Origin of the sequence: Kitasatospora sp. NPDC048540, assembly GCF_040651175.1 — a bacterium.
GTDB lineage: Bacteria > Actinomycetota > Actinomycetes > Streptomycetales > Streptomycetaceae > Kitasatospora.
Map to the genome: position 1 here is coordinate 1 of NZ_JBEZIR010000130.1, position 25,364 is coordinate 25,364.

Annotated in this window: 25 protein-coding genes and 1 pseudogene; 12 read left to right on the top strand and 14 right to left on the bottom strand. The window is 74.3% G+C overall.

The genetic code is table 11. The features are described 5' to 3' along the window. The coding region (locus AB0D08_RS33730) for a hypothetical protein (protein WP_359894080.1) at window positions 1–172 on the top strand (172 nt) is incomplete at its 5' end. Between the two features lie 332 nt (window positions 173–504). Next, window positions 505–1,569, top strand: coding sequence for a phosphatase PAP2 family protein (locus tag AB0D08_RS33735; RefSeq protein ID WP_051813982.1), 1,065 nt, complete (start codon window positions 505–507; stop codon window positions 1,567–1,569). A 51-nt stretch (window positions 1,570–1,620) separates the two neighbouring features. Here AB0D08_RS33735 and AB0D08_RS33740 read toward each other — a convergent pair whose 3' ends face one another. The 4 genes from AB0D08_RS33740 to AB0D08_RS33755 all read right to left on the bottom strand — a co-directional run bounded on the left by AB0D08_RS33740 (window position 1,621) and on the right by AB0D08_RS33755 (window position 5,242). Further along, window positions 1,621–1,818: a hypothetical protein gene (locus AB0D08_RS33740; RefSeq protein WP_033824353.1), complete on the bottom strand. Its 198-nt coding sequence runs from the start codon at window positions 1,816–1,818 to the stop codon at window positions 1,621–1,623. 119 nt (window positions 1,819–1,937) lie between these two features. Then, window positions 1,938–2,774: an ABC transporter permease gene (locus tag AB0D08_RS33745; RefSeq protein WP_233289321.1), complete on the bottom strand. Its 837-nt coding sequence runs from the start codon at window positions 2,772–2,774 to the stop codon at window positions 1,938–1,940. Continuing rightward, window positions 2,771–3,751, bottom strand: a complete 981-nt coding sequence (locus tag AB0D08_RS33750; protein ID WP_033824354.1) for a daunorubicin resistance protein DrrA family ABC transporter ATP-binding protein — start codon at window positions 3,749–3,751, stop codon at window positions 2,771–2,773. Before AB0D08_RS33750 ends, AB0D08_RS33745 begins: the two co-directional genes overlap by 4 nt. A 174-nt stretch (window positions 3,752–3,925) precedes the next feature. Further along, window positions 3,926–5,242, bottom strand: coding sequence for a YncE family protein (locus AB0D08_RS33755; RefSeq protein ID WP_359894061.1), 1,317 nt, complete (start codon window positions 5,240–5,242; stop codon window positions 3,926–3,928). Window positions 5,243–5,405: 163 nt separating this feature from the next. On the opposite strand from AB0D08_RS33755, the gene AB0D08_RS33760 reads away from it, so the two are divergent. Together AB0D08_RS33760 and AB0D08_RS33765 are read left to right on the top strand one after the other, a co-directional pair. Next, a complete protein-coding gene (locus AB0D08_RS33760) occupies window positions 5,406–6,041 on the top strand; it encodes a TetR family transcriptional regulator (RefSeq protein ID WP_033824355.1) in 636 nt (211 codons plus the stop codon). Between the two features lie 234 nt (window positions 6,042–6,275). After that, window positions 6,276–7,100 carry an SDR family oxidoreductase gene (locus AB0D08_RS33765; RefSeq protein WP_033824356.1) on the top strand — a complete coding sequence of 275 codons (825 nt, stop codon included), beginning with the start codon at window positions 6,276–6,278 and terminating at the stop codon, window positions 7,098–7,100. 89 nt (window positions 7,101–7,189) lie between these two features. Here AB0D08_RS33765 and AB0D08_RS33770 read toward each other — a convergent pair whose 3' ends face one another. After that, window positions 7,190–8,107, bottom strand: coding sequence for an NAD-dependent protein deacetylase (locus AB0D08_RS33770; RefSeq protein WP_051813984.1), 918 nt, complete (start codon window positions 8,105–8,107; stop codon window positions 7,190–7,192). Window positions 8,108–8,187: 80 nt separating this feature from the next. Between AB0D08_RS33770 and AB0D08_RS33775 the strand changes: the two genes are divergently transcribed. Together AB0D08_RS33775 and AB0D08_RS33780 are read left to right on the top strand one after the other, a co-directional pair. Continuing rightward, window positions 8,188–8,544 (top strand): metalloregulator ArsR/SmtB family transcription factor, encoded by a 357-nt coding sequence (locus AB0D08_RS33775; RefSeq protein ID WP_051813985.1) that lies wholly within the window; start codon window positions 8,188–8,190, stop codon window positions 8,542–8,544. Window positions 8,545–8,666: 122 nt separating this feature from the next. Continuing rightward, on the top strand, window positions 8,667–10,055 hold the full coding sequence (locus AB0D08_RS33780) for an MFS transporter (RefSeq protein ID WP_359894081.1): 1,389 nt from the start codon (window positions 8,667–8,669) through the stop codon (window positions 10,053–10,055). 193 nt (window positions 10,056–10,248) lie between these two features. On the opposite strand, the gene AB0D08_RS33785 is transcribed toward AB0D08_RS33780, so the two are convergent. After that, window positions 10,249–10,677: an SMI1/KNR4 family protein gene (locus AB0D08_RS33785; protein ID WP_359894065.1), complete on the bottom strand. Its 429-nt coding sequence runs from the start codon at window positions 10,675–10,677 to the stop codon at window positions 10,249–10,251. A gap of 71 nt (window positions 10,678–10,748) precedes the next feature. Then, window positions 10,749–11,909, bottom strand: coding sequence for a barstar family protein (locus AB0D08_RS33790; RefSeq protein ID WP_359894066.1), 1,161 nt, complete (start codon window positions 11,907–11,909; stop codon window positions 10,749–10,751). A 165-nt stretch (window positions 11,910–12,074) separates the two neighbouring features. On the opposite strand from AB0D08_RS33790, the gene AB0D08_RS33795 reads away from it, so the two are divergent. Both AB0D08_RS33795 and AB0D08_RS33800 read left to right on the top strand, forming a co-directional pair. Then, window positions 12,075–12,497, top strand: coding sequence for a hypothetical protein (locus AB0D08_RS33795; protein ID WP_359894068.1), 423 nt, complete (start codon window positions 12,075–12,077; stop codon window positions 12,495–12,497). Window positions 12,498–12,550: 53 nt separating this feature from the next. Further along, window positions 12,551–13,444 (top strand): annotated as a pseudogene (locus AB0D08_RS33800) (IS5 family transposase). Here the strand turns inward: AB0D08_RS33800 and AB0D08_RS33805 are convergent. The 7 genes from AB0D08_RS33805 to AB0D08_RS33835 form a co-directional block, all read right to left on the bottom strand. Next, on the bottom strand, window positions 13,439–13,906 hold the full coding sequence (locus AB0D08_RS33805) for a hypothetical protein (protein ID WP_359894069.1): 468 nt from the start codon (window positions 13,904–13,906) through the stop codon (window positions 13,439–13,441). The pseudogene AB0D08_RS33800 and the gene AB0D08_RS33805 sit on opposite strands and share 6 nt — an antisense overlap. Before the next feature lie 74 nt (window positions 13,907–13,980). Further along, window positions 13,981–15,261 (bottom strand): GNAT family N-acetyltransferase, encoded by a 1,281-nt coding sequence (locus tag AB0D08_RS33810; protein ID WP_359894070.1) that lies wholly within the window; start codon window positions 15,259–15,261, stop codon window positions 13,981–13,983. Between the two features lie 307 nt (window positions 15,262–15,568). After that, window positions 15,569–16,261 (bottom strand): SDR family oxidoreductase, encoded by a 693-nt coding sequence (locus AB0D08_RS33815; protein ID WP_095878598.1) that lies wholly within the window; start codon window positions 16,259–16,261, stop codon window positions 15,569–15,571. A 263-nt stretch (window positions 16,262–16,524) separates the two neighbouring features. Then, window positions 16,525–17,871 (bottom strand): diaminopimelate decarboxylase, encoded by a 1,347-nt coding sequence (gene lysA, locus AB0D08_RS33820; protein ID WP_359894072.1) that lies wholly within the window; start codon window positions 17,869–17,871, stop codon window positions 16,525–16,527. Next, the gene (locus AB0D08_RS33825; protein WP_359894074.1) at window positions 17,868–18,326 is read right to left on the bottom strand and encodes a hypothetical protein; all 459 of its coding nucleotides are present in this window, start codon (window positions 18,324–18,326) and stop codon (window positions 17,868–17,870) included. The genes lysA and AB0D08_RS33825 overlap by 4 nt, the downstream gene beginning before the upstream one ends. Next, a complete protein-coding gene (locus AB0D08_RS33830; RefSeq protein WP_033824367.1) occupies window positions 18,323–18,661 on the bottom strand; it encodes an SAV_915 family protein in 339 nt (112 codons plus the stop codon). Before AB0D08_RS33830 ends, AB0D08_RS33825 begins: the two co-directional genes overlap by 4 nt. Before the next feature lie 331 nt (window positions 18,662–18,992). Next, window positions 18,993–19,811, bottom strand: coding sequence for a class I SAM-dependent methyltransferase (locus tag AB0D08_RS33835; RefSeq protein WP_051813987.1), 819 nt, complete (start codon window positions 19,809–19,811; stop codon window positions 18,993–18,995). 407 nt (window positions 19,812–20,218) lie between these two features. Between AB0D08_RS33835 and AB0D08_RS33840 the strand changes: the two genes are divergently transcribed. The 4 genes from AB0D08_RS33840 (at window position 20,219) to AB0D08_RS33855 (ending at window position 25,236) form a co-directional block, all read left to right on the top strand. Then, window positions 20,219–21,964, top strand: a complete 1,746-nt coding sequence (locus AB0D08_RS33840) for a putative Ig domain-containing protein (RefSeq protein ID WP_359894076.1) — start codon at window positions 20,219–20,221, stop codon at window positions 21,962–21,964. Between the two features lie 272 nt (window positions 21,965–22,236). Next, on the top strand, window positions 22,237–22,506 hold the full coding sequence (locus AB0D08_RS33845; protein WP_033824254.1) for a hypothetical protein: 270 nt from the start codon (window positions 22,237–22,239) through the stop codon (window positions 22,504–22,506). A gap of 136 nt (window positions 22,507–22,642) precedes the next feature. Next, complete coding sequence (locus tag AB0D08_RS33850; RefSeq protein ID WP_359894078.1) at window positions 22,643–22,915, top strand: hypothetical protein; 273 nt, start codon at window positions 22,643–22,645, stop codon at window positions 22,913–22,915. 245 nt (window positions 22,916–23,160) lie between these two features. Beyond that, the gene (locus AB0D08_RS33855) at window positions 23,161–25,236 is read left to right on the top strand and encodes a discoidin domain-containing protein (RefSeq protein WP_051813953.1); all 2,076 of its coding nucleotides are present in this window, start codon (window positions 23,161–23,163) and stop codon (window positions 25,234–25,236) included. Window positions 25,237–25,364 lie beyond the last annotated feature (128 nt).

Here is a 25,364-nt window from a genome sequence, read left to right on the forward strand (position 1 = left end):
CTTCAACCACTGGGACGGCACCGGCCACCCGATGCGCTCGCTCGGCTCCTCCGGGATCTGGGAGCTGTTCGTGCCCGGTCTCGGCGACGGCGCCCCGCGGCGGCCACGACGGTCGGCGCGGCCGGCGGCTGTGCCTTCCGGGCCGGTGCCGCAGGGACGGTCTCCAGGGTGACGCTGGTGCAGGTCATGGTGGTCATGCCGCCCTCCCGGGGGTGCCGGTGCGTGGGAGCTGTCCTGGTCCGACAACCACGGCCTGCGCAATCCGGTTTGCCCGCTGCGCGGTGCGGCCCCTGAGCGGCTGTCCTGTGAACCACGCTAAAGGCGGGCACGTCCCGGATCGTGGTACCCCGGGAGCGACTTCGGTGGCCCCGGTGATACCGCGGTACCACCGTGGCCACCGGCCGTCCGCGGTGGCGGCGACCCGTCGGCTCGGCAGGCGTGTCTACAGTAGTGTCGACGTAGTGGGGGTGCGACGGTGCCCCGGTGACGAGAGGTGCCGCTCCGATGTCCTGGTCCACCCGCCCCGCGGTGTGGCCGCCACCCGGGTGGTCCCGTCCGAAGGCGCGAACGGTCCTGCTCACCGCAGGTCCACCGCTGCTGGCGTTTGCCGTGCTGGCCGCGCTGCTGGCCCGCCATGACTGGCAGCCGACGGCCGCCGAATCGTCCCTGCACGCCTGGGTACTGACCCACCGTCCGTCCGCCGCGGTGACCCTGGCCGCCGCCGTGACCGACCTCGGCTCGGGCATCCCGCCGTACGCCGCCGCGCTGGCCGCCGGACTCGTCCTCACCCGGTCCCTGCGACCCGCCGGGCGCCGGATCCTGTGGGCCTGCGCGCCGGTGGTGATCCTGGCGACCGGCCAGGCGGTCCGCCGCGGCCTGATGACCGCCTTCGCCAGGCCCAGGCCGCCGAAGGCCGACTGGGTCTCGGCGGACCCGAGCGGCTACGCCTTCCCGTCCGGTCACGCGTTCACCGCCGCGCTCGCCGCCGGTCTGCTGGCCTGGGCCCTGCTGCGGTGCACCCGGCGGAGCCGTGCGGTCCCCGCCGCCATCACGCTCGGCGTGGCGGCGGTCGCGGTCGGCCTCACCCGGATCTACCTGGGCGTCCACTGGCCGTTCGACGTGCTCGGCGGCTGGCTGCTCGCGGCGGGATGGCTGGCGCTGGGCGTACCCGCCGTCGCGGTGCTCGCCCGGCGCGCCGGGACCGGGACGGACGAGTCCGGGGCGGACGGGCCCGGCGAGCGGGCGGAGGACTCGGAGCCCGCCGACCCGGGCGCGGTCCCACCCGAGGCCCGGCCGCAGCCGCCGGTGGCGGGCGGCGGCCCGTACCGCCTCGCATGGTTCACCGGATCCGCCGAGGCGCGGGCGACCCTGGACCTGGCGGCCCAGAACCGCGGCGTCACGCTGTCGCCGACGACCCCGCCCGGGACGGAGGAGGCGCAGGAACTCGTGGATGCGCTCAGCGACCTCCTGCTCCGGGAAGGCTTCGCCGACGACTGGGAGATCACCCCGTTCGGCAGCCTCGTCGAGGACCTGATCGACAGCCTGAGCCGCTACGCCTACCCCGACTGAGCCGGGCGCCAGACGCCGGGCGCCGGTCCGACGGGATCCGCCGGACGCGCCCTAGCAGTCGCTGTCGCCCTGGTTGCGCCCCAGGCTGCGGCGGCGGTCCCGTGCCGAGCGGCGCACCAGCTGGCCCGCCGCGAGCGTGACCGTGGCCACGGCCCGTACCCAGCGGGGCCCGCCGCGGTCGGCCCACACCACGCAGACGCAGCCGCCGACGGTGAGCGCCAGAGCGCCGATCAGTACCACAGCGATCATGTTTCCCCCGGGTCCAGGTGCTGTCTCTCCCCGGTGATCATCGCAGGCCGGGCGCGGCGGGTCGACGGGTGCCGCGCCGACGCACGCGGTACCCCCTGGGCAGGGACGCCACGGCCCGGCTACACGGCGCGGCGGTAGAACCAGACGCCCAGCGGGGCGAAGACGGCGATGATCCCCGCGTCCCAGGCGAGGGACTGCCAGACGGCGCTGGTCGCCGGGCCGCCGAGGACCAGGACCCGGACGGCCTCGGCCGTCTTGGAGACGGGCTGGTGGGCGGCGAACGCCTGCAGCCACCCGGGCATGGTGTCCACCGGGACGAACGCGGAGGAGGCGAACACCAGCGGCGCGAGCACCGGGAAGGCGGCTGCCTGCGCCGTCTCCGGGTCGCCGACGGCGAGCCCCACCACGGCGAAGATCCACGACATCGCGAAGCCGAACGCCAGGACCAGCAGCACCCCGCCCAGGAAGGAGAGCACCCCGGCGTGGATCCGGAAGCCGATGGCGAAGCCGACGGCCGTCATCAGGGCCACCACGAAGACGTTGCGGGCGAGGTCCGCCGCCGTTCGGCCGACCAGTACGGCGGAGCGGGCCATGGGCAGCGAGCGGAACCGTTCCATCAGGCCGGTCTGCATGTCGGTGGCCAGGCCGATCGCGGTGTTCATCGACCCGAAGACGGCGGTCTGCACGAAGATGCCGGGGATCAGGAAGTCGACGTAGCTGACCGGGCCGAGCGCCGGTTCGACCACGCCGCCGAAGACGTAGCGGAACATCAGGACGAAGACCAGCGGCTGGATGGTGGAGAACACCAGCAGCCGGGGCACCCGGCGCAGCGCGATGAGGTTGCGCCAGGCCACCGCGAGGCCGTCGCGGGCGACGGCGGACAGGCGTAGCCACAGGCGCGCCGGGCCGGGCGGGCGCCGGGCCGACGGGTACGGGCGGGCAGCCGTCGCGGTCACGGGGTGCCTGCCTGCGTCGCGGGGGCGGCGGGTTCGGGTGATCGGGTGCGGTGGCCGGTCAGCGCCAGGAAGACGTCGTCGAGGCTGGGCTCGCGCACCGCGACCGAGCGTGGCACCAGGCCCTCGGCGTCGAGCAGCCGGAGCAGGTCGAACAGAACCCCGGAACCGTCCCGGGAGGCGACCCTGAGCAGCGGACCCTCCCGCTGCGGTGGCTCGCCGAGCCCGCCCGTGGCGGCGGCCGCCGCCCGGACCGCCGCGTCCTCGTCCGGCATGGTCAGTTCGATCACGGTGTCGCCGAGCCCGGACTTGAGCGCGGCCGGGGTGTCGTCGGCGATGATCCGCCCCTCGTCGACCACGACCACGCGCGAGGCCAGCCGGTCGGCCTCCTCCAGGTACTGGGTGGTGAGCAGGACGGTCGTCCCGTCGTTCACCAGCTCGCGGATCAGCTCCCACAGTGCGCTGCGGCTCTGCGGGTCCAGGCCGGTGGTCGGCTCGTCCAGGAAGAGCACCGGCGGTTCGGGGACCAGGGCGGCGGCGACGTCGAGGCGCCGTCGCATGCCGCCCGAGTACGTCCGTACCGGCCGGTCGGCGGCCCCGGCGAGGTCGAAGCGGTCGAGGAGTTCGGCCGCCCGGGGGCGGATCCGGCGGCGCGTGACCTGGGTCAGCCGGCCGATCAGCCGGAGGTTCTCGCGGCCGGTGAGGTTGGGGTCCACGGCGGCGAACTGGCCCGCGAGGCCGATCAGCCGCCGGACCAGGGACGCCTCCCGGACCACGTCGTGGCCGAGCACCTCGGCGCGCCCGCCGCTCGGCCGCAGGATGGTGGTCAGGATCCGGATGGTGGTGCTCTTGCCCGCGCCGTTCGGCCCCAGCAGGCCGAAGACGGTTCCCGGTGGCACGTCGAAGTCCACCTGGTCGAGGGCGGTCAGTGACCCGAAGCGCTTGCTGAGGCCCTCGACCCGGATGGCCGGCTGTCCCATGGGCACACCCCTCACTCCCGTGCACCGCCGGGCCGCGCCCGTGCGCGGCGGCGGATGCCGTGGACGGGCCCGGCCGGGAGGTGGGGCCGGGCCCGTTCCCAGTCTGCTACCGGCCCGGCGACGGCGACCACCCGCGGGCCGGCCGCGGCGAGGCGCCGGTGGGGCGGTCAGCGGTCAGCGGGCGGCGGGACCGGTCCAGTCGGCCGGGACATGGCCGAGCCGGACGCGCTGCGGATGGTCGCCGACCGGCACCGAGACGGTCTTCAGACCGGTGGCGAAGTCGATCGCGGTGACCTGGTCCGCCCCGCTCTCGGAGATCACGCAGGACTTCCCGTCGCCGCTCACGGTCGCCCAGTACGGCTTGGCGGCGGGCACCAGCGGCCCTTCCCGGAGGGTGGCCCGGTCGACGACGGTCGCGTAGTCGTCCATCGTCCCCGCGACGCAGAGCCGGTCGCCCGCCGGGTTGACGGACAGGCCGTGGTGGCGCGAGTCGTTGACCCAGGTGGTCCGGTCCTCGCTGGTGGCGGGGTTCTTGGGGAGCGTCGCGATGCGGGTGATGCGGTCGGTGGCGACGTCGTACTCGACGACGCCGTTGAAGAAGGAGACCTGGAAGTAGAGCTTCGACCCGTCCGGGGTGAAGACGGCCGGGCGTACGGCGTCGGACAGGTCGCTGCGGCCGAAGGCGTCCAGCCGGTCGCGCATGTCGATGACCTTGACCGGGGCGAGGGTCGCGGCGTCGACGACGGTGATGTGCCGGTCGCCCTTGGTCCAGTCCAGCCACGGGGCGTCGAGGGCGGTGTTGACCTCGCCGATCGACATGTTCCAGATCTGCCGCCCGCCGTCGGTGAAGAGGTTCTCGTGGGGCTTGTCGCCGGTGGCGAACGAGCCGAGCTGGGCGCCCGTCCTGATGTCGAGCACGTGGACGGTGTTGGAGGTCGAGGCGGAGACGGCGACCCGGGTGCCGTCCGGCGAGACGGCCATGTGGTCCGAGCGGAAGCCCGAGACCGGGAAGCGCCAGTTGATCCGGCCGCTGGCGAGGTCGATCGAGACGACGTCGGCGAAGCTGGGCCGGGAGACCACCACGGCCGAGCCGTCCGGGGTCGAGTACATGTCGTCGACGAACTGGTCGTGGCCCTCGCCCGGGCCGAGCCTGATCCCCAGGAAGAAGGCGAGCTTGACGGGGTTGAGGTAGATCTCGGTGAGCCGCTGGTCGCGGTCCGGGATGACGTTCACCCGTCCGATCCTGGCGAAGTCGCCGCTGGAGCGGATGACGTCGGCGGTGCCGTCCCAGTTGTTGCCGACGAACATCACCTCCCGCAGCGCCGTCGCCCGCGTCCCTTCGGCGGGGGCCGCGCCCGCGGCGCCGGTGAGGCCGGTGGTGGCGAGGGCGAGCGCGGCCGCGAGGGTGCCGAGCGCGCGTGAGCGGGCCGGACGGGACCTCCCGCGGGCAGATCGACGGCTTGCGGGGGACAGCTCGGGCAGCGCGGACATCGCGGCTCCTTCTCCTGGGCACACAGTCTGAAAAGACGGGTTGTCAGATTGGCGCTACTCGACGGTAGGGATCCCGCCGCGACCCTGACAAGACCCCGTGCGCGACAATCGGGCCAGGACCTCCGGAACGTCGAAGTGTCGAAGCGTCGAAGGGCGGGGAGCGGTGGGGCGGGCCACGGGCACGTACGGCGGCAGGTCGGCGCAGGAGCGGCGCACCGAGCGGCGCGAGCGCTTCCTCGCCGCCGCGCTCCAGCAGTTCGGCGACCGGCCCGGCTACCGTGCCGCCTCGGTGACCGCGCTCTGCGAGGCCGCCGGGCTGTCGACCCGTCAGTTCTACGAGGAGTTCCGCAACCTGGAGGACGTCCTCGCCCAACTGCACCTGCTGGTCAACGACTGGACCGAGCAGGCCGTCCTCGCCGCGCTCGACGACACCGCCGCCCTCGGGTTCGACCGGCGCATCGCCGCCGTCCTGCGGGCCTACGTCACGGCCGCCACCGGCGACCGACGGCGGCTGCGGATCGCCTTCGTCGAGATCATCGGGGTCAGCGAGGAGTTGGAGCGCCAGCGGCTGGTGCGCCGGGCCCGCTGGGTCGACCTGATCGTGGCGGAGGCGGAGGCCGCCGTGCACCGCGGCGAGGCCGCACCCCGAAACTTCCGGATCGCGGCCACCGCGTTCATCGGCGCGGTCAACGGCCTGCTGCACGACTGGACGGCGGGGCAGTTCGAGGCCGACCTCGACCAGGTCGTCGACGAGTTGGTCGCGCTGCTGCTGGGCGTGGTCCGCCCACCCACCCGCTGACGGACCGTCCGCCGACGGACCGGCCGGCGGGCGTGTGGTGGCCGGCAGAGCGCGTGGTGGGCGGCGGAGGCGTACGGGGCGCAGCAGGCGCACGGCCGCCGTGCCGTGCGCGCCGGGACGAGACCGCGCGCCCCCGCGGGACGGACCGGATCCCGGGCACCGGCGCCGCCGCATCTCTACCGTGGGAGGCCGGATCCGACCGGATCATCCACGGACGACGCACAGGGGGAGACCATGGCACGCCGCTGGTTGGTGACAGGCTGTTCGTCGGGGCTCGGCGCCGCGCTGGCCGAGGCCGTGGCCGCGGCGGGGGACACCGTCCTGGCCACCGCACGCAAGCCCGCCGCCCTCGACGAACTGGCCGCCGCCCACCCCGACCGGGTCCGGGTCGCGGCCCTCGACATCCGCGACCCCGACAGCTGTGCCGAGGCCGTCCGGATCGCCGAGGAGCGGCTCGGCGGGATCGACGTCCTGGTCAACAACGCCGCCACCGGCCTGCTCGGCGCCGTGGAGGAGGTCTCGGACGAGGAGCTGCGCGAGCAGCTGGAGGTCCTGGCGGTCGCGCCGTGGCGGCTCACCCGACTGGTGCTGCCCGGGATGCGGGCGCGGGGCGCCGGACACATCGTCAACGTCTCCTCGATCGCCGGGCGGCTGTCCTTCCCCGGCATGGGCGCGTACGTCGCGGGCAAGCACGCCCTGGAGGGCATGACTCAGGCGCTGGCCGCGGAGGTCGCGCCGTTCGGCATCAGGGTCACCGCCGTCGAGCCGGGCGGCTTCGCCACCCGCTACGGCAGCGCGGCCGCCGAACCCGCCGTCCGGATCCCGGCCTACCGTGGCGCCGCCGTCGACGAGACCCGGGACGGCGTCCGCGGCATGGCGCACAACCCCGAGCTGGGCCGCCCCGAGGACTTCGCGGCCCTGGTCCTGCGGCTGGTCGCCACCCCCGGCACCCCGCTCCGAGTGCCGATCGGAGCCGACGCGTACCAGTACCTGGAGGCCGTGCACGAGATGGCCGGCGCCGAACTGGCCGCGGCCAAGGCGTTCGCCCAGGGCGGCTGATCGAGCGCGCGGAGCACCCGCGTCCGCCCCGGCGCGGGCGCGGGTAGTACCGGCCAACGGGCGGGCACCGGCTGACGGGCGGGCAGCGGCTAACGGGCGGGCGTTACGGCGCCGGCGTGGCCCGGCCGGCCCGCCAGCGCGGTGAGGGCGGCGCCGAGCGGGAGGGAGACCCGCGTGGCGGCGAGGTCGTCACCGCGGGTGGCGCCCTGGTTCACGATCGCGACGGGCTTCCCGGACCGCGCCGCGTGGCGGACGAACCGCAGCCCCGACATCACGGTCAGGGAGGACCCGAGGACCAGCAGCGCCCGCGCCGCGTCGACCAGGTCGAAGCACTGCTGGACCCGCGGCCTCGGAACGCTCTCCCCGAAGAACACGACATCGGGCTTGAGCACCCCACCGCACGCCTCGCACGGCGCGACCCGGAACGCGTCCACCAGGGCGTCCGGCAGCTCGGCGTCCCCGTCCGCGTTGACCACCGGCGGGTCCGCCTCCAGGACGGCGTCGTTGAGCGCGTGCAGGCGCCGGTCGAGCTCCTCGCGCGTACTGGTGCGGTGGCACCCGAGACAGACCACCCGGTCCAGGCCGCCGTGCAGTTCGACCGCGTCCGAGGTCCCGGCGCGGTGGTGCAGCCCGTCCACGTTCTGGGTGATCACCGCCGACACCTGGCCGGCCCGGCGCAGCTCCTCGACCGCCCGGTGGCCGGCGTTGGGCTCGGCCCGGGCGATGGTCCGCCAGCCGACGTGGCTGCGCGCCCAGTACCTGCGCCGGCCTGCCTCGCTCGCCACGAACTCCTGGTACGTCATCGGTGTCCGGCGCCGCAGGCTGCCGGTGACACCCCGGTAGTCCGGGATGCCGGACTCGGTGGAGAGCCCCGCACCGCTGAGGACCACCACGCCCCGCCCGGCGAGCAACCGCCGGACCTCCGCCAGCCCGGAATCCTGCGCCGCGGCCCCGTCGGCCGACGCCACGCCGCTCGACGGCCCAGCCGGTGTCGGAAGCTTCTGCATGCAGCCAGCGTACGACCGTGGATGTGCGTGGGTGCGCACCCGGGCACGGGCCGGGTCCGGCCGCCCCTACGATGGGACGCATGACCTCGGGCACGAGCGTGGCAGGTGCACACCCTGTGCAGGAGAACGCGAGCGGGGAGCGGCTGGAGGTCGCGGCCGCCGTCCTCGCGCTGCTCGCCGACCGCACCCGGCTGGCCCTGCTGCAGCGGCTCGGCGAGGGCGAGGCGGACGTCACCACCCTCACCGAGGCGTGCGGCGCGGCCCGGCCCTCGGTCAGCCAGCACCTCGCCAAACTCCGGCTCGCCGGCCTGGTGGTGACCCGCAAGGACGGCCGCCGCGTCGTGTACTCGCTGCGCCACGGACACCTGCGCCGCCTCGTGGACGAGGCGCTGAACGTCGCCGACCACCAGATCGGCGCCCTGCCGCCGCACGACTGACCCGCTCCTGACCAGCTCCCTGACCCACAGGGCCCCGCATGTGGACGCCCAACAGGTGCATGGGTATGCACATATTGGTTACGATGGCCCGGTCCGATCGCTCCCACCTGGGGACGGGGCCGATGCTGTCCGTGCTGCGCAACCGCACCTACCGCCACCTGTTCACCGCACAGGTCGTCGCCCTGGTCGGCACCGGGCTGGCGACGGTGGCGCTGAGCCTGCTCGCCTACGACCTGGCCGGCGCCGACGCGTCCGCGGTGCTAGGCACGGCGCTGGCGATCAAGATGGTCGCGTACGTCGCCGTCGCACCGCTGGCGGGCGCGCTCGCGGACCGGGTGCCGCGCCGCGCGCTGATGGTGACCCTGGACCTCACCCGGGCCGCCGTCGCCGTCGCGCTGCCGTTCGTGACCCAGGTGTGGCAGGTGTACGTCCTGATCTTCCTGCTCCAGGCGGCCTCCGCGGGGTTCACCCCCACCTTCCAGGCGACCGTTCCCGAGGTACTGCCGGCCGAGCGCGACTACACCCGGGCGCTGTCGATGTCCCGTCTCGCGTACGACCTGGAGAGCCTGTTCAGCCCGGCCCTCGCGGGACTGCTGCTGACCGTGCTCCCGTACGGCTGGCTGTTCGCCGGTACCGTTGTCGGCTTCCTGGCCTCCGCCGCCCTCGTGGTCTCCGCCGTCCTGCCCGCGCCGAAACCGGTGGAGCGCGCGGGCGGGGTGTACGCCGGCATCGCGTTCGGCGCCCGCCTGTTCCGGGCCACCCCTCGGCTGCGGGCCCTGCTCGCCCTGGACCTGGCGGTCGCCGCCGCGGGGGCGATCGTCTTCGTCGACACCGTCGTCCTGGTCCGCGACCACTTCCACCGGAGCGTGGGCGCCGTGTCGCTGGCACTCGGTGCGTACGGCGCCGGGTCCATCGTGGCGGCCCTCGCCCTGCCCGCGCTGCTGCGCAGGACCGGCGACCGCGCCGTGATGCTGCCCGCCGCGTTCGCCCTCGCGCCGGTGCTGGGCGTCGTCGCGCTGCTGGGCGCCGCCGCACCGAGCAGCTGGTCGTGGTGGGCGGTCCTCGCGGCCTGGGCGGCGATCGGCGCGGCCGGTTCGGCGGTCCTGACCCCCGGCGGGCGGGTGATCCGCCGCTCGGCGGCCGATGCCGACCTGCCCGCCGCCTTCGCCGCCCAGTTCTCGCTCTCGCACGGCTGCTGGCTGCTGACGTACCCACTGGCCGGATGGCTCGCCGCGGCGGCGGGCCTGCCGGTCACCGCGGCCGTGCTCGGCGTCACCGCCCTGACCGGCGCGGTGGCCGCCCTTCTGCTCTGGCCCGCCCGCGACCCCGTCCGCCTCGACCACGTCCACGCCGACCTCCCGGCCGACCACCCGCACCTGGCCGGCGCCCGCACCGCCACCGGCGGCTGGCAGCACGGCCACGCCTACGTCATCGACCGCCACCACCACACCTGGCCGACCCGCACCCGGCCCGCCCGCCGAGCCCGCCGCCGGGTCCCGACCCGATCGTGAGGCGCACCGCTGACCGGATGGGCGCAGCCCTCGGTCGGCCCCCGAGGGCTCACCAGGCCACCACCTCGGCGCGGATCCGGGGCAACGCCCACGGCTCCAGCACGCCCCCGGCAAGGTCGGCGAGGAACTGGACCGCCCCACCCGTGTACTCCCACCAGACGGAACGCCGCGAAGCGACGGTGACCGTCCACTCCTACGGGGACGCCGGACCGGTACGCCACAAGAAGAAGTCCCCCTGCGGTGACGCGGCCCAGGGAAGCAGACCACCCGGGGCCGGGAACGGATGGAGCGGGACGGCCGAGTCGGCCTCCGCGCACCACTCCGCGACGGTCTCCAGCTCCTCCCGCGTCGCCCGCACCCAGTCGCTCTCCCCACCGGGCTCCGGCATGCCGACACCCAGGAAGCCGCCGACCACGAAGGATGGGTGGAGCGCACAGAGGAGTCGGTAGTCGGCCGGCAGCGCGACGCCCAACTCGGCCTCCAGCAAAGGCCAGTCGATGGCGCGTGGCGTCGGCGGCCGCAGCGCGGTGAGTCCCGGTACGGCGAGCTCCAACGCCGCGCTCGCCTCCGCGGGGTCGGTCAGCCGGCGGATCGGTGCCTGAGTTCCGGCGGAGTCGTCCATACGAGCAGTCTGCCGAAGCAGAACCTCGCCGGGGTCATGGCCCCCGAGGCGATGGCCCCGGGCCGCGGCGGCTACGCGAGGACGACGGTGACACCGGAGCGCTCCAGGCGTGCGACGACGGCCTCGAAGTAGGACGGCCCGTCATCCGGCAGGAGGTGTTCCTCGGCGAGGGCGCGCCGGGCGGCCTCGGCGTCGTGCCAGACCAGGGTGAACGGCGGCGCCACGCCGAACCCGCCGCCCAGGCAGTCCGCGAAGGCGTTCCACTCCCGGCCGAAGTACCCGCCCGGTCCCAGCAGCGCCTCGCCCAGCGCGCAGTGCAGTGCGGCATCGTCGGTGACGTACCGGCCGTCGAGGTGGTGGACGCCGCCGGACACGTCCCGGGCCGGAAGGTCGCCGCCACGGAAGGTGAGGTCGAGCCACTGCTCCCGGCCCTCGCGGTCGAGGCGCGCCCACAGGTTGCGCTCCCGCGGGCGGCCCGCGTACCACGCCTCCCAGACGGCACGGGCGGCGCGCGATGGCCGGTCCGAGGTGTCGGCGAGGGCGACGTCCAGCAGACCGCCCCCGAGGACGGACGGACGCGACCCCTTGACGGCCAGGACCACGGGCCGGCGGGTCATCACCTCGCCGTCGCGGTCGAGCGCCAACAGCTCGGTGCGCCGAGGCCACCGGCCCCGCCGACGGACCGTCCCCAGCAGCGGCTCGGCGGACTCACAACCGATCAGGTGCAGGGGAGTGACGGCTGTCGGGCGGGTGACGAGCAGGCCGTGCACGTCGGCACACCGGCCGAGACCGGGGGCGTCGCCCAGGTTTGGGAACACCTCGAACGTGGGTGAGCGGGGTGGGCCGAAGGCGAACGCGGGGTCCGGCACCACGCCGGCGCCGATGGTGATGTCCAGCAGGGCCGGGTCGGCCGGGTCGGGCCGGTGGGCGATGACCACGGTGTCCACCAGGGTCCACCACTGCACAGGGCGCTCGCCGTTGCCCACCTCGACGCACAGGTCGCCGAGCTCGGCCGCAGCACCGGACCCACCGACGGCCTCCGCGAGCCGGCCCCGCGGGCTGCACCCGCGCAGCGTCAGCACCTCCCGGGGCGGCGGCACCGGGTCGCGGAACAGCCCCTCGACCCCGGCGGACCTCGCCAGCACCAGTTCGCCGCCGCCCTCGTCCTCCCCGACCAGCAGATACCTGACCGGGAACTCCCGCCCCCAGGCGCCGTACTCCCCAACCTGCACCCGACCTCCGCGTTCCCGATCCAACAGCGGGGCACGATACGGCCCGGGCGGCCGCAGCCACCACGCTTTTCGGCGGTACCGGGCGGTACCGGGCGGTGCCGGGCGGTGCCGCTCCGCCGCCCGGGCCCTGCCGTTGCTGACCGCCGGTCAGGTAGGTTGCGGGACATGACGCAGAGGGCGGGGACCATCGACCACGTTGTGCCGGATGCGGCGCCGGACGCGATGCTGCCGCGGGGCGTCCAGTGCCCGCGCTGCGAGGAGAGCGTCAGACTGTCCGTCTTCGGCGAGAACCGGTGGCCGGTCGTCCGGACGCTCGGCGAAGCCCGGGTCGTGGCGGCGGTCGCCCTCGGCGCGTACGGCTGGGCGATGCTCGCGCAGGGGCGGGCCGGGTTCGCCGGGCCGCTGCTCGGCGGTGCGGTTGCCGCGGTGGCGCTGGCGGTCAGGGCGGTGCTGAGGCTGCGGTCGGGGGAGCAGGTGCGAGTGCTGCACTGCCACCACTGCCTGGCCCGCTCCGCCATGGCACCAGGAGCCACCGTCGTGCCCCTGGCCCCCGTGGCGCCCGAGGCGCTGCCCGGCCGCCGCGGCTAGGAGCTGTCCGGCCGATCATGTGACTGTCGTCGGGTCTGCTCGTTCTTCCCGTTATGGGGCGGGGAGAACGCGGCGATCTGTCGGACGCGGAGCGGGAACGGCTGCGGCCGTTCATACCGGTGAGCAACGGGTCGGTGCGGGCGGTGGCGTGACCACCGGCAGGTGATCGACGGGATTCTGCACCGGGTGAGGACCGGGGTGCACTGGCGGGACCTGCCGGAGCGGTTCGGCCCCTGGAAGACGGTCTACGAGCGGCACCGGCTGTGGTCGGCGGACGGCACCTGGGAGCGGCTGCTGCAGCGGGTCCAGGCCACGGCCGGCGCAGCCGGTGAGATCGACTGGGACATCTCGGTGGACTCCACCATCGTGCGTGCCCACCGGCACGCGGCCGGCGCCCGCACCGAGCCGCCGCCGGCGCTCACCGGCTCAGAAGGGGACGAGTCGCTGGAACACCAGGACGAGACTCCGTGGCAGAGCCTCGTAGGCCGGCTGGTGGAGGCGGTGCAGGAGGCGAAGGCCTGGGCCGCTCTCGCGGTGGCTTCACCAGCAAAATCCACCTGAGCGCGGACGGCACCCGGTTCGTTCCGGTGCTGGAGAAGATCCGGGTCCCCCGGCCCGGCGCAGGCAGGCCCCGCAAGAGACCGGAGAGCGTCGCGGCCGACAAGGCCTACCGCAACGGTCCCTGCCGCGAGTACCTGCGGCGGCGCGGCATCCGGCACACGATCCCGGAGAAGGCCGACAGCCGGGCCGCCCGCCTGCGCAAGGGATCGCGAGGCGGACGGCCACCCGGCTTCGACGAGGACCGGTACAAGAAACGCAACACCGTCGAACGAGCTGTGAACAGGCTCAAGAACTTCCGTGCGGTGGCCACCTGGTATGACAAGGGCGGCTATGTGTTCCTCGGCACCGTCTCGGCTGCAGCTGTCATCGTGTGGCTCCGCTCATGACCGGCCACTCGCGTTCAAGCCGAGTGCGGAAGCCTGGCCGACCGCAGCAAACAGGATGAGTGGCAGCTCCTTGTCGGCCTGGCCGATCGCCAGCGCAAGCCAACGAGCGCTGTCGGGGAGCGGCCATACCTGCATGCTCACGGCCTGCTGGCTGAGGTAGCCGAGGGGTTCGGGCACCTGCTCGCCCTCGCAGCCGGCACTGAGGTACGGCCCGAGCTCCACAACGGACGCATTGCCCCACCGAGCCGTCAGGTGCGCGGACAGGTCGTCGATGCAGGCCCGCAGTTCGGCTTCCGCCTCAACCCAGGCCTGCCCGTCGTCGTCATCCCAGAAGTCCCGACTGACCTGCAGTTCACGCACATGATGCTCTGGTCCACCTCCCCCGAAGGCGTCGCCACAGGCCGCCTCCGGGAACGGTTGCACGGCCAACGCGTCAATCGTCGAGAGGTACTCGGTGGTCATGGACGCAGGTTATGGGACCGCGCAGACACCTACCGCCGACCGGGCGCACCAACCAGTGATCGGCCGGACCGCTGCTAGATGGTGAGCGTGTTCCAGGCCCGCATCGGGGTGTGCAGCAGGTGGTCGAGGCGGGCCGCCGCGCCCGGGGTGTCTTCGGCGAGCAGCCCGGCGGCCAGCAGGCGGCTGGCGGCCTCGGTGCCCAGGTAGAGGGTGCTGAGCTCGCTCACGCCGAGGGTGAGGTCGGTGGGCAATTCGGTGGGGGTGCAGCGGCCGGTGCCGTCCGAGGCCGTCTCCAGCAGCCAGTTGCCGCTGGTCCAGCCGTGCGGGTCGGTCACGGCCAGCACCATCCGGCCGGGCCCGGCGTAGCGGCGGACGGCGAAGGCGGCGGGCAGGTTGAGCAGCCGCAGCCAGGTGAAGTCCGTCTGGGAGACGTGCGGAGTGGCCGCGCGCGGGTTGGCCAGCAGCAGCGGCAGCGGATCGTCCGGGCCGATGTCCTCAACCTCGATGCGCTGCACCCAGTCGACCGCGAAGAGCAGCCGCCACAGGGCGTTGGCAGTCGGCCGGTCGAGGGCGAGGAAGTCCATCACCTTGAGGGTCGAGTCCGGCGCCATGCCGATCCACTTGTCGTCCACGCGGTAGACGGCCAGACCGGTGACCACCCCGGCCGCATCGCGGTGGACGGCGAAGAAGGGCTCCTTCCAGCCACGCGCGGGCAGCACCACCTCGCCCGTGTCCATCGCCCAGTTGGCGGCCGGTCGGCTCAGTGCGCCGGGCTGCGTGAGCCGCCAGCGGTCGTACAACTCGGGGCCGAGCTTGCGAACCTCCTCCGGAGTGGCGAAGTCGATCCGTCCGCCGGCCGGGGTGCGCAGCCCTGACCGCAGGCCCCCCGACCTCGGCACGTCGACCGTCAGCCCGGCCATCCGCGTCGCGGGGCCGAACCCGAAGCGTCCGTAGATCGGGTACTCGGCCGCGATGAGCACGGCGGCCACGCTGCCGCGCTCGCGGGCAGCGGCCAGGTCGCCGTTCAGCATCCGGCTGAGCAGCCCGCGCCGTCGGTGGGTGGCTGCCACGCTCACCCCGGTGATCCCGTGCACCGGTACGGCGGCTCCGCCCGGGAGGGCCAGCTCCAGGTCGTAGCTGCGGTAGGTACCGACGAAGGCCCCGCCCGCCGTATGGTCCACCGCCGCCAGCCAGCGGCCCGGAACGAACTGCCGGTGGCGCACCTCCGTGCCGTCGCCCTCGTGCGGGCTGAGGAAACCGCGCATCAGTGCGCGGTCCCAGGTGGTGATCTCGTGCTCACCGATAGGGCGGATCTCGATGTCGAAGGCAGCCTGAGCTGGGGGTGCGTCAATCATCCAGCCACGGTAGGACGGTCCGTCAGCTTTGGGCACCTGGTTATTCAGCATGATCGGCCAGTCTTCTAGTGCGGTGACCGCATCGGTCCGCCGGGTCGGCGATGGCGGGTGCTCGAACCCGGACGGACGTCATACCTCCGGGGCCGAAGCCCCCTGATCAGGGGTGTCCGTCACAGCGGATCACGCCCAGACCACATCGGTGTGCCGAAGTAGCCGTTGTTCAATCGAGCTTGGTGATCGTGGGTTCGAGGACGTTGCGGGGCCGGTCCCGCGCCGACGCAACGGTTCGAGCATTCTGACAGTCTGCTCAGCCGAGCTGCCCGGTCGGCCGCATGGTGATGTGGTTGATGTCCACGCCCGCAGGCTGGTTGAGGGCGAAGACGATCGTGTTCGCGATCTGCTCGGCGGTCAGCGCCGTCTCGGGGCTGCCGCCGCGCTCGTCCCAGAACGGGGTGTCCACCACTCCGGGAGCGACGACGGTCACGCCGACCCCGTCCTGGCCGACCAGCAGCCGGGTGTTCTCGGCCAGCGCGTGCACGGCCCACTTGGTGACCGAGTACAGGTTGCCGGGCGTGTGGCGCACTCCCGCGACCGAACCCATCAGCACGATCCGGCCCTTGGACTCCCTGAGCTGCGGCAGGGTCTCCCGCACCAGCAGCGCCGGGCCGAGGACGTTGGTGAGGACCATGGCCCGCATGTCCTCGGGGGCGTGGCTCTCCAGATTCCCGGGCAGCGAGAACCCGGCGTTGGCAATGACGTTGTCCAGCCGGCCCCAGGTGTCCACCACGCGGCGCACGGCGGCCGCGACGTCGTGCTCGTCGCTGGTGTCCCCGGTGATCGTCAGCAGCCGCTCGCCCGCTCCGGCCGTGGCGGCGAAGGCGGCCAGCTTGTCCGCGTCCCGTCCGGTGACAGCCACCCGGTGGCCCTCTTTGAGCAGGGCTCGGGCGGTCGCGGCACCAATGCCGGTCGAGCCCCCGGTGATCAGCGTGACGGGTCCCATCGGACGGCCTCCTCGGCGATGCGGTCAGGGCACGGCCTAACCGACTGTCCCTCAAAGGCCTGCACTATAGCCCCGACTCCGCAACCGAGCCTGCTCCACCGTCCCCGGTGCCGCCTCCCACGGGAAGCTCACCGGTCTCGACCACCGGACCCTGACGGGTTCCGCCACCGGGCCCTCCTCGCGACCTCGAGGTCAGCCCACGTCCGAACGGCCCGGGCCGCGAAACCGCCAACCCGGTGAACCCTGCGGGCACCGCGCGCCGCTCAGCGGCCGACCTCGCGGGTCCGGAAGTCCTCGACCGTCTCGCGGCGGATCAGCAGCCGGGCCCGGCCCCGGTCGACGGCGGCCACGGCGGGGCGGCCGACCAGGTTGTACCCGGACGCCATGGAGAGCTGGTACGCCCCGGCGGCGGGGACGGCGAGCAGGTCGCCCGGCCGCAGGTCGGCGGGGAGCAGTGCGCCGGGGACCAGGACGTCGCCGGCCTCGCAGTGCCGCCCGACCACGTCCACCGGGTGCGGCGCCGCGTCCGTGGCCCGTCCGACCAGCCGGACCGCGTACTTCGAGCCGTACAGTGCCGGCCGCGGGTTGTCGCTCATCCCGCCGTCCACCGCGGCGAACACCCGTCCGTCCGAGCCGTGCTTCACGGTCAGCACCCGGTAGACGGCGACGCCGGCGGGGGCGGCGACCGCCCGGCCCGGTTCGACCAGCAGCCTGGGCACCGCGAGGCCGTGCCGCCCGCACGCCTCGGCGAGGCGGTCCGGGACCCGGCGGGCGAAGTCGGCCAGGTCCAGTGCGGGCTCGCCCGGGCGGTAGCGGACCCCGTGCCCGCCGCCCAGGTCCAGTTCCGGGAGCTCGACGCCGTGCCGGTCGCGGACCTCGGCGAGCAGGTCGACCAGCCGGTCGACGGCCGTCAGGTACGGCTCCACCTCGGTGATCTGGGAGCCGAGGTGGCAGTGCAGGCCGGCCGGGCGCAGTCCGGGCTGCTCCAGGACCCGGCGGACCGCCTCGGCGGCGTCGCCGCCCCGGACGGGGAAGCCGAACTTCTGGCCGCCGACCCCGGTCCGTACCGCGGGGTGGTGTCCGGCGGCGACCTCCGGCACCACCCTGACCAGGACGGCCTGCGGGCTCCGGGCGACGGTCAGCGCCGCCAGCCGCGGGATCTCGGCGAGGCTGTCGATGACGATCCGGCCGACCCGCAGGCGCAGCGCCAGCCGCAGTTCCTCCGGGCTCTTGGCGTTGCCGTGCAGCAGGATCCGGTGGGCGGGGAAGCCCGCGGCGACGGCGAGCCGCAGCTCACCGGCCGAGCAGACGTCCAGCCCCAGGCCCTCCTCGCCGACCCAGTCGGCCATCGCGCTGCACAGGAAGGCCTTGGCCGCGTAAAGCACCTCGGCCTCCGGCAGTGCGGTGCGGTAGGCGCGGGCCCTGGCCCGGACCTCCTGCTCGTCCAGCACGTACAGCGGCGTGCCGAACCGGTCGGCGGCCTCGGCGAGGCCGACCCCGCCGACCAGCAGGTCGCCGTGGGCCCCGGCCCGGGCGGAGGCGGGCCAGGGGCTGCCGAGCGGGTGCCCGCTCTGCGGCAGCACGGCGGGACGGGCGACGACGGTGGTCATGGCGTGGCACTCCTCACGGTTTCGGGAACGAGGGCGGCCGGGCGCGGGGCCGGCGGTGGCGGTGGCGGTGGCGGTGGCGGTGGCGGTGGCGGTGGCCCGTCCGGGCGGCGGGCGAGGGCGCGCAGCACGAACTCCACCCGGACCTGCGCGGCCCCGCAGCGCAGCAGCTCGGCCGTGACCTCGCGCAGTTCCTGCGGGCCGGTGCAGGCCAGCCGGAGTTCCAGGTCGGCGTCGCCGGCCAGGGCCAGACCGTCGAGCACCGCCGGGATCCGGGCGGCGAGCAGGTCGAAGTCCAGTGGGACGGGCCCGGACCTGATCCGGGCCAGGGCCCGCAGCGGCCGCTGCGGCGCGGCCGCCGACGGCTCCGCGGGCCCGGCCGTCACCAGCCGCAGGGGCCGGGGTACGGCCGGGGCGCCGTCCGGGGCGGGCGGACCCGGGGCGGGAGCCGGGGTCACCACTGGTGCTGGAGCTGGGCCGGGGGAGCGGTCAGCGGTCCGCCGGGGACGGGGGCGACCGGCGGTGCCACCAGTTGCGGGTCCAGGACCAGGGCGCGCACCCCGAGCGGGGCGATGAGGGCCCGCAGGGCGGGCTCGGTGAGGGTGACGGACCGCTGGGCGGGGCCGAGCAGCGCGGAGAGGGCCGCGGCGGAGCTGAAGCCGACGGCGCAGCGGCTGCCGTCGCGCTGCCGGAACAGGCGCAGGACGGTGACGGCCGCCCGGCCGTCCCGGACCGGGACGTGCCAGACGGGACGATCGGCAGGCTCCGGAGCAGGGGTGTCGGTGCGGACCATGCTGGTGCTCCAAGGTGGTGGCGGGTTCTGCCGGCTCCTCGTCGACCCGGCGTGAACGGTTCGACGCTAGGCCGAACCGTGGTACCCGCCGCCGGCGCTGACGCGCCCTTGACCTGCCGGTGCCGCCTCCTGACGGGCCCTTGACGCACCTGTCACCCGTCCGGCCCACCCGTGCCGCCTGCCGCCTGCCGCCTGCCGCCTGCGGCCCGCCGCCAGCCGCCCGCCACCAGCCAAGGGCCGCGGGCCGCTGGCCGGGTGCCGTCAGGCCGGCGGGGGGCCGAGGCGCTTGCGCGGGACCTCCGGGCGGAGCCCGGGCGTCCGGCGGTCGGGGCTACGGGCGGCGGCCCCACGCGGTGATCAGGCCGGGGGAGAGGTCCGCGGCCGTCCCCTCGGCGAGAGCCCGCTCGGCCTCGCCGAGGACGGCGGCGTCGACCAGGCCGGTGGCGAGCATCGCCTCCCGGATCCGCGCCCAGGTCTCCAGCCAGAACCCGGCGATCGGGCTGCCCGCGGTCAGCTCCGGCACCAGCACCTCGGCGCCGACCGCGGTCAGCCCCAGCTCGCGCAGCAGCCGCGGGTACCCGGGTGTCCAGCCGACGTCGGTGCCGATGCCGGTGCGCAGGGCCCGCCACATCGCCCGCATCGCCAGCCGGTACGGGGTGTCCGGCGCCCCGGCGGTGGTGAGATCCACTGCATCACCCAGCACCAGGTGGCCGCCGGGGACCAGCAGGCCGGCCAGGCGCGCCGCGACCTCGCGGTGGCCGGGCAGGTGCATCAGCAGGAACCGGGCGTGCACCAGGTCGAAGCGGCCGGGGTCGAAGCCGGGCGCGGTCACATCGGCGGCCAGCGTGCGCAGCCGGCCGCCCGCGTACGGCTCCAGGAAGCGGACGTCCCGGTCGACCGCGAGCACCTCGGCGCCGACCTCCGTGGCCAGCCAGCGGGCGATCGTGCCGGTTCCGGCGCCGACGTCCAGGACCCGGCTGCCCGGCCCCGCACCGAGCGCCCGCAGCCGGGCCCGGGTGAACCCGTCGTACGCCTGTGAGCCCAGGTCGATCCGCTCGCCCTCGCCGGGCCGCCACGGCTGGAACAGCGACTCGCCGTACCCGTGGGCCGGGACCACCGGGGTCTCCGTGGGCCTCGTCTCCTCGGACATCGCGTCCTCCCGTCCGTGCGCGGGCCACCGTCCGCCCGGCGCGGCCGCCGGGACGGCCGCGGCCCGCCGGTGCGGACACCTTCCGAGCGTATCCGCCGTCCGCGGTGCGCACCGCCCGCTCCGGACCCGGCGCGCACCGCGGACGCCGCGCTGCCCTTCGCCCCTGGGTGCTCCCGGTGCGGCCGCATGGCGCAACCGCCGTACGGGGCGAATGCCTTGACGCAGCGTCGCCGACCGGGTGGTGAGCGGCCCGCCGTGACACGGGTGTCCGTTCGACGTGTTCCGTTCAAGCGATCGTTGCCCGATGCTGGGGGGATACGACGCCGGCGCCCCCCATCCTGCTCTTCGGCAGTGCGCCTACGCGCGTAGCTCTGCCCTCTGTCCCCACGGCACGAGGAGTTTGACGCATGCACAGAATCCCCCACTCCACCCTCCGCGGCCCGGCCGCCCTACTCGCCACCGCCCTCGCGGCCACCTTCGCCGCGCTCACCGGTCTCGGCGCGGCCCCGCAGCAGGCCGCCGCCGCCCCGGCGCCGGCAGCCGCCGCGGCAGCCGCCGCCCACCGGGTGCTGTTCGACAACACCAAGGCCGAGACGGCCGGCAACGCCGACTGGATCATCAGCACCGCCCAGCCCGACCCGCTCACCCAGAACCCGAACCCCACCACCGAGAAGAGCTGGACCGGCGCCCTCTCCGCCTGGGGCGTCGCCCTGCAGAAGACCGGCCAGTACAGCCTCAAGACCCTGCCCGCCGGACAGACCATCACCTACGGCACCGGCGGCACCCTCGACCTCGCCAACTTCGACACCTTCGTGCTGCCCGAGCCGAACGTCCGCCTCAGCACGGCCGAGAAGACCGCCGTGATGACGTTCGTGCAGCACGGCGGCGGGCTGTTCCTGATCTCCGACCACAACGTCAGCGACCGCAACAACGACGGCTGGGACTCCCCGGCCGTCATCAACGACCTGCTGACCAGCAACGGCGTCGACGACACCGACCCGTTCGGCTTCTCCGTCGACCTGCTGAACATCACCACCGACAACCCGCGCGCCGTCACCGACGCCGCCGACCCCGTCCTGCACGGCCCGTTCGGCACCGTCACCGGCTCCATCCTGCGCAACGGCACCACCTTCACCCTCAGGCCCGCCGACAACCCCGCCGTCAAGGGCCTGCTGTACCGTACCGGCTACAGCGGCACCACCGGCGCCTTCTTCGTCACCAGCACCTTCGGCGCCGGCCGGGTGGCCATCTGGGGCGACAGCTCACCCGCCGACGACGGCACCGGCCAGAGCGGCAACACCCTCTACAACGGCTGGGACGACCCCGCCGGCACCGACGCGGCCCTCGCCCTCAACGCCACCGCCTGGCTGGCCGGCACCGGATCCGGCACCGGCACCGGCAGCGTCACGCTCGCCGACCCCGGCGCCCGCACCGGCACCGTCGGCACCGCCACCGGCCTCCAGCTGTCCGCCACCGACACCGCCGGCGGCACGCTGACCTACAGCGCCACCGGCCTGCCGCCCGGCCTGTCCGTCAACCCCGCCACCGGACTCATCGGCGGCACCCCCACCACCGCTGGCAGCTACCAGGTCACCGCCGGCGCGGCCGACTCCACCGGCCCGTCCGCCAGCGCCGCCTTCACCTGGACGATCAACGCTGGCGGCAGCTGCACCGCCGCCCAGCTGCTCGCCAACCCGGGCTTCGAAGCCGGCTCCACCGCGTCCTGGACCGAGACCAACTCCGGCGGCTCCAGCGCCATCAACAGCAGCTCCGGCGAGCCCCCGCACTCCGGCGGCTACGACGCCTGGCTGGACGGCTACGGAACGGCCACCACCGACACCCTCGCCCAGACCGTCACCCTCCCGGCGGGCTGCGCCGGTTACACCTTCGGCTTCTGGCTGCACATCGACACCGCGGCCTCCGGTACGACGGTCTTCGACACCCTGAAGGTCCAGGTGCTGAACCCCTCCGGCACCGTGCTCGCCACCCTGGCCACCTACTCCAACACCGACGCGGCCGCCGGCTACCAGCAGCACACCTTCGGCCTGTCCGGGTACGCGGGGCAGACGGTCACGCTGAAGTTCACCGGGACCGAGGACTACACCAAGCAGACCTCCTTCGTCCTGGACGACGCGGCGGTCGACGTCTCCTGACGCACCGGCCCTCCGCCGCCGCCCGCGGCCCCGCCGGGTACCCGCCGGCGGGCCGCGGCCGTGCTGACGGAGCGTCGGCCTGATCCGTTCCGGTACAGGAGGGCGGGGATCTGCGGATGCCCGCCACCGTCGGCGATCCGATGGCGTACGGTGACGACGACACCCTGCGTGGAGGACCCGATGGGCGCACAGCCCGACCACCTGCCCGACCGGCCGCCCGTTGCCCCGCCGTGCCCGGCGGCCGTCCGTCCGCCCGGCCGCGGGGTGCGCGGATGAGCGGGCGGGCCTGGCCGGCCTGGCCCGCCCGGCTGTCCCCGCAGGCGGCCAAGGTGCTGGTCGACCTGCCGGCCCCGGTCCAGGAGATGGTGCGCGACGTCCTCGACATCGCCTCCCGCACCCCCTGGGGCTGGCCGCAGTGGGACAGCACCGACCCGGAGGGCGAGGACGTGCGCACGGCCGCGATCGGCCCGCTCACCGTCGTGTACTGGACCAACCGCGCCCGCAGCCGGCTGCACGTGATCGAGATCGTCTGGTTCGGCTGATCGCGCTTGCCGGGCGGCCCGAGGGGCGGTGGACCCGCAGATGCGGTGCGGCCGGCCGATGTCCGTGCGGTGCTGCGCCGCAGGCCGCCCCGGCCGTGCCCGGCGGTTGTCGGACCCGGCTGGGAGGCTGGCGGTCATGGACGACGAAGCGCTGCTGCGGGGCCGGGTGTACGGCGCCGACCACGACGACCCCGATCCCGGGCCGCGGCCCGGCCACCGGTACCGCGAGCTGGTCGCCGGCCCACTGGACGGCCTGCTGCTCGACGTCACCGACTGGAGTGACGAGCAGCTGGCCGAGGGTGCCGGGCTGCCGACCGAGATCGGCTTCCACGGGCCGGGCGGCCGGGCCCACTACGGGCCCCGGGCCGGGGATCCCCGGCGCTGGGACTGGTCCGGCGACACACCGTGAGCGGCCGTCCGCGCGTCGGCGCAGAGGTGCATCCGCCGGGCGGTGGAACCGGGTCCGGGTGAACCGACGGTCCATCAGGTCATCCGTCCCGGACTATTGACTGAATGTCCAACAGTCGGGATTCTCGTCGCATCTTGCGTGCGGGACATGACAGTCGCCCGGGCGGTGGGGCGCGCTCGCACGCCCCGCCGGCGGTCCGGCTGCGCTGCCGCGCCGTCCGCCGACCGAAGGCGTGAGTGATCACCATGGTTCGACACACGCACAGCAGGCACGGGCACAGCAGACGCCGGCCCACCGCGGTCCTGGCGCTGCTGCTCGCCCTGGTGGCCATGGCGCTCGCCCCCGCGCCCGCCGCCTCGGCCGAGTCGGGGTGGTGGGTGCCGACCGCGCGCCCGGCACCGGACTCCGGGGTCAACGTCACCGGTGAGCCGTTCAAGGGCACCGACGCGCAGGGCCACGTCCGGGGCTTCGTGGACGCGCACGACCACATCATGGCCAACGAGGGCTTCGGCGGCCGGCTGATCTGCGGCAAGCCGTTCTCCGATCTGGGCGTCGCCGACGCGCTCAAGGACTGCCCGGAGCACTACCCCGACGGCTCGCTCGCCATCTTCGACATGATCACCAAGGGCGGCGACGGCAAGCACGACCCGGTCGGCTGGCCGACCTTCAAGGACTGGCCCGCCCACGACTCGCTCACCCACCAGCAGAACTACTACGCCTGGGTGGAGCGCGCCTGGCGCGGCGGCGAGCGGGTGCTGGTCAACGACCTGGTCACCAACGGCGTGATCTGCTCGGTCTACTTCTTCAAGGACCGCGGCTGCGACGAGATGTCCGCCATCCGCCTGGAGGCGCAGAAGTCGTACGACATGCAGGCGTACATCGACAAGATGTACGGCGGCCCGGGCAAGGGCTGGTTCCGGATCGTCACCGACTCCGACCAGGCGCGCCAGGTGATCGAGCAGGGCAAACTGGCCGTGGTGCTGGGGGTGGAGACCTCCGAGCCGTTCGGCTGCAAGCAGATCCTGGACGTCGGCCAGTGCAGCAAGGCCGACATCGACCGCGGGCTGGACGAGCTGTACGGGCTCGGCGTGCGCAGCATGTTCCTGTGCCACAAGTTCGACAACGCCCTGTGCGGCGTGCGGTTCGACGAGGGGGCGCTCGGCACGGCGATCAACGTGGGGCAGTTCCTGTCGACCGGCACCTTCTGGCAGACCGAGCAGTGCGCCGGACCGCAGCACGACAACCCGATCGGTCTGGCGCCGGCGCTCCAGGCGGAGAAGGAGCTCCCGCCGGGCGTCACCGTCCCGTCGTACGCCGCCGGGGCGCAGTGCAACACCCGCGGGCTCACCGACCTCGGCGCCTACGCCGTGCGCGGCATGATGAAGCGCAAGATGATGCTGGAGATCGACCACATGAGCGTCAAGGCCGCGGACCAGGCCTTCGACATCCTGGAGTCCGAGTCGTACCCGGGCGTGATCTCCTCGCACAGCTGGATGGACCTCGGCTGGACCGAGCGCCTCTACAAGCTCGGCGGGTTCGCCGCCCAGTACATGAGCGGGTCCGAGGCGTTCAGCGCGGAGGCCAAGCGCACCGACGCGCTGCGCGACAAGTACGGCGTCGGCTACGGCTACGGCACCGACATGAACGGGGTCGGCGGCTGGCCGGCGCCGCGCGGTGCCGACGCGCCCAACCCCGTCAAGTACCCGTTCCGCAGCGTCGACGGCGGGTCCCTGATCGACCGGCAGACCGCCGGCCAGCGCACCTGGGACCTCAACACCGACGGCGCCGCGCACTACGGCCTGGTCCCGGACTGGATCGAGGACATCCGGCAGGTCGGCGGCCAGGACGTGGTGGACGACCTGTTCCGCGGCGCCGAGTCCTACCTGCACACCTGGGCGGCGTCCGAGAACCACCGGGCGGGCGTCAACCTCGCCGCCGGCTCGCCCGCCGCGGCCAGCTCCACCGAGTGGTGGAACCCGTTCGTCAGCTTCGCGCCCGGACGGGCCGTGGACGGCGACACCGGCACCCGCTGGGCCAGCGAGTGGAGCGACGACCAGTGGCTGCAGATCGACCTCAAGGAGACCAGCGTGATCCGGCGGGTCACCCTGGACTGGGAACGGGCCTACGGCAGGGCGTACCGCATCGAGGTGTCCACCGACGGCTCCACCTGGCGCTCGGTCTGGTCCACCACCACCGGTGACGGGGGCGTGGACACGGCCCGCTTCCCCGGCGTCTCGGCCCGCTACGTCCGGGTGCACGGGCAGCAGCGCGGCACCAACTGGGGCTACTCGCTGCACGAGGTCGGCGTGTACGGCACCTGACGCCGACGTCGCGCAGCCCAGGGCCCGGTGGCGGCCCCACCACCATCGTGGTCGACCGCCAGGGCCGGCTGGCCGCCCGCTCGCTGCACCCGCTCACCACCGAGGACCTCGAGGCGATGCTGAAGCCG

Coding starts and splice junctions, on each gene's coding strand:
- AB0D08_RS33735 (WP_051813982.1), top strand. CDS start 505: ATGTCCTGGTCCACCCGCCCCGCGGTGTGGCCGCCACCCGGGTGGTCC.
- AB0D08_RS33740 (WP_033824353.1), bottom strand. CDS start 1,818: ATGATCGCTGTGGTACTGATCGGCGCTCTGGCGCTCACCGTCGGCGGC.
- AB0D08_RS33750 (WP_033824354.1), bottom strand. CDS start 3,751: ATGGGACAGCCGGCCATCCGGGTCGAGGGCCTCAGCAAGCGCTTCGGG.
- AB0D08_RS33755 (WP_359894061.1), bottom strand. CDS start 5,242: ATGTCCGCGCTGCCCGAGCTGTCCCCCGCAAGCCGTCGATCTGCCCGC.
- AB0D08_RS33765 (WP_033824356.1), top strand. CDS start 6,276: ATGGCACGCCGCTGGTTGGTGACAGGCTGTTCGTCGGGGCTCGGCGCC.
- AB0D08_RS33770 (WP_051813984.1), bottom strand. CDS start 8,107: ATGCAGAAGCTTCCGACACCGGCTGGGCCGTCGAGCGGCGTGGCGTCG.
- AB0D08_RS33775 (WP_051813985.1), top strand. CDS start 8,188: ATGACCTCGGGCACGAGCGTGGCAGGTGCACACCCTGTGCAGGAGAAC.
- AB0D08_RS33780 (WP_359894081.1), top strand. CDS start 8,667: ATGCTGTCCGTGCTGCGCAACCGCACCTACCGCCACCTGTTCACCGCA.
- AB0D08_RS33785 (WP_359894065.1), bottom strand. CDS start 10,677: ATGGACGACTCCGCCGGAACTCAGGCACCGATCCGCCGGCTGACCGAC.
- AB0D08_RS33795 (WP_359894068.1), top strand. CDS start 12,075: ATGACGCAGAGGGCGGGGACCATCGACCACGTTGTGCCGGATGCGGCG.
- AB0D08_RS33805 (WP_359894069.1), bottom strand. CDS start 13,906: ATGACCACCGAGTACCTCTCGACGATTGACGCGTTGGCCGTGCAACCG.
- AB0D08_RS33810 (WP_359894070.1), bottom strand. CDS start 15,261: ATGATTGACGCACCCCCAGCTCAGGCTGCCTTCGACATCGAGATCCGC.
- AB0D08_RS33815 (WP_095878598.1), bottom strand. CDS start 16,261: ATGGGACCCGTCACGCTGATCACCGGGGGCTCGACCGGCATTGGTGCC.
- lysA (WP_359894072.1), bottom strand. CDS start 17,871: ATGACCACCGTCGTCGCCCGTCCCGCCGTGCTGCCGCAGAGCGGGCAC.
- AB0D08_RS33830 (WP_033824367.1), bottom strand. CDS start 18,661: ATGGTCCGCACCGACACCCCTGCTCCGGAGCCTGCCGATCGTCCCGTC.
- AB0D08_RS33835 (WP_051813987.1), bottom strand. CDS start 19,811: ATGTCCGAGGAGACGAGGCCCACGGAGACCCCGGTGGTCCCGGCCCAC.
- AB0D08_RS33840 (WP_359894076.1), top strand. CDS start 20,219: ATGCACAGAATCCCCCACTCCACCCTCCGCGGCCCGGCCGCCCTACTC.
- AB0D08_RS33845 (WP_033824254.1), top strand. CDS start 22,237: ATGAGCGGGCGGGCCTGGCCGGCCTGGCCCGCCCGGCTGTCCCCGCAG.
- AB0D08_RS33850 (WP_359894078.1), top strand. CDS start 22,643: ATGGACGACGAAGCGCTGCTGCGGGGCCGGGTGTACGGCGCCGACCAC.
- AB0D08_RS33855 (WP_051813953.1), top strand. CDS start 23,161: ATGGTTCGACACACGCACAGCAGGCACGGGCACAGCAGACGCCGGCCC.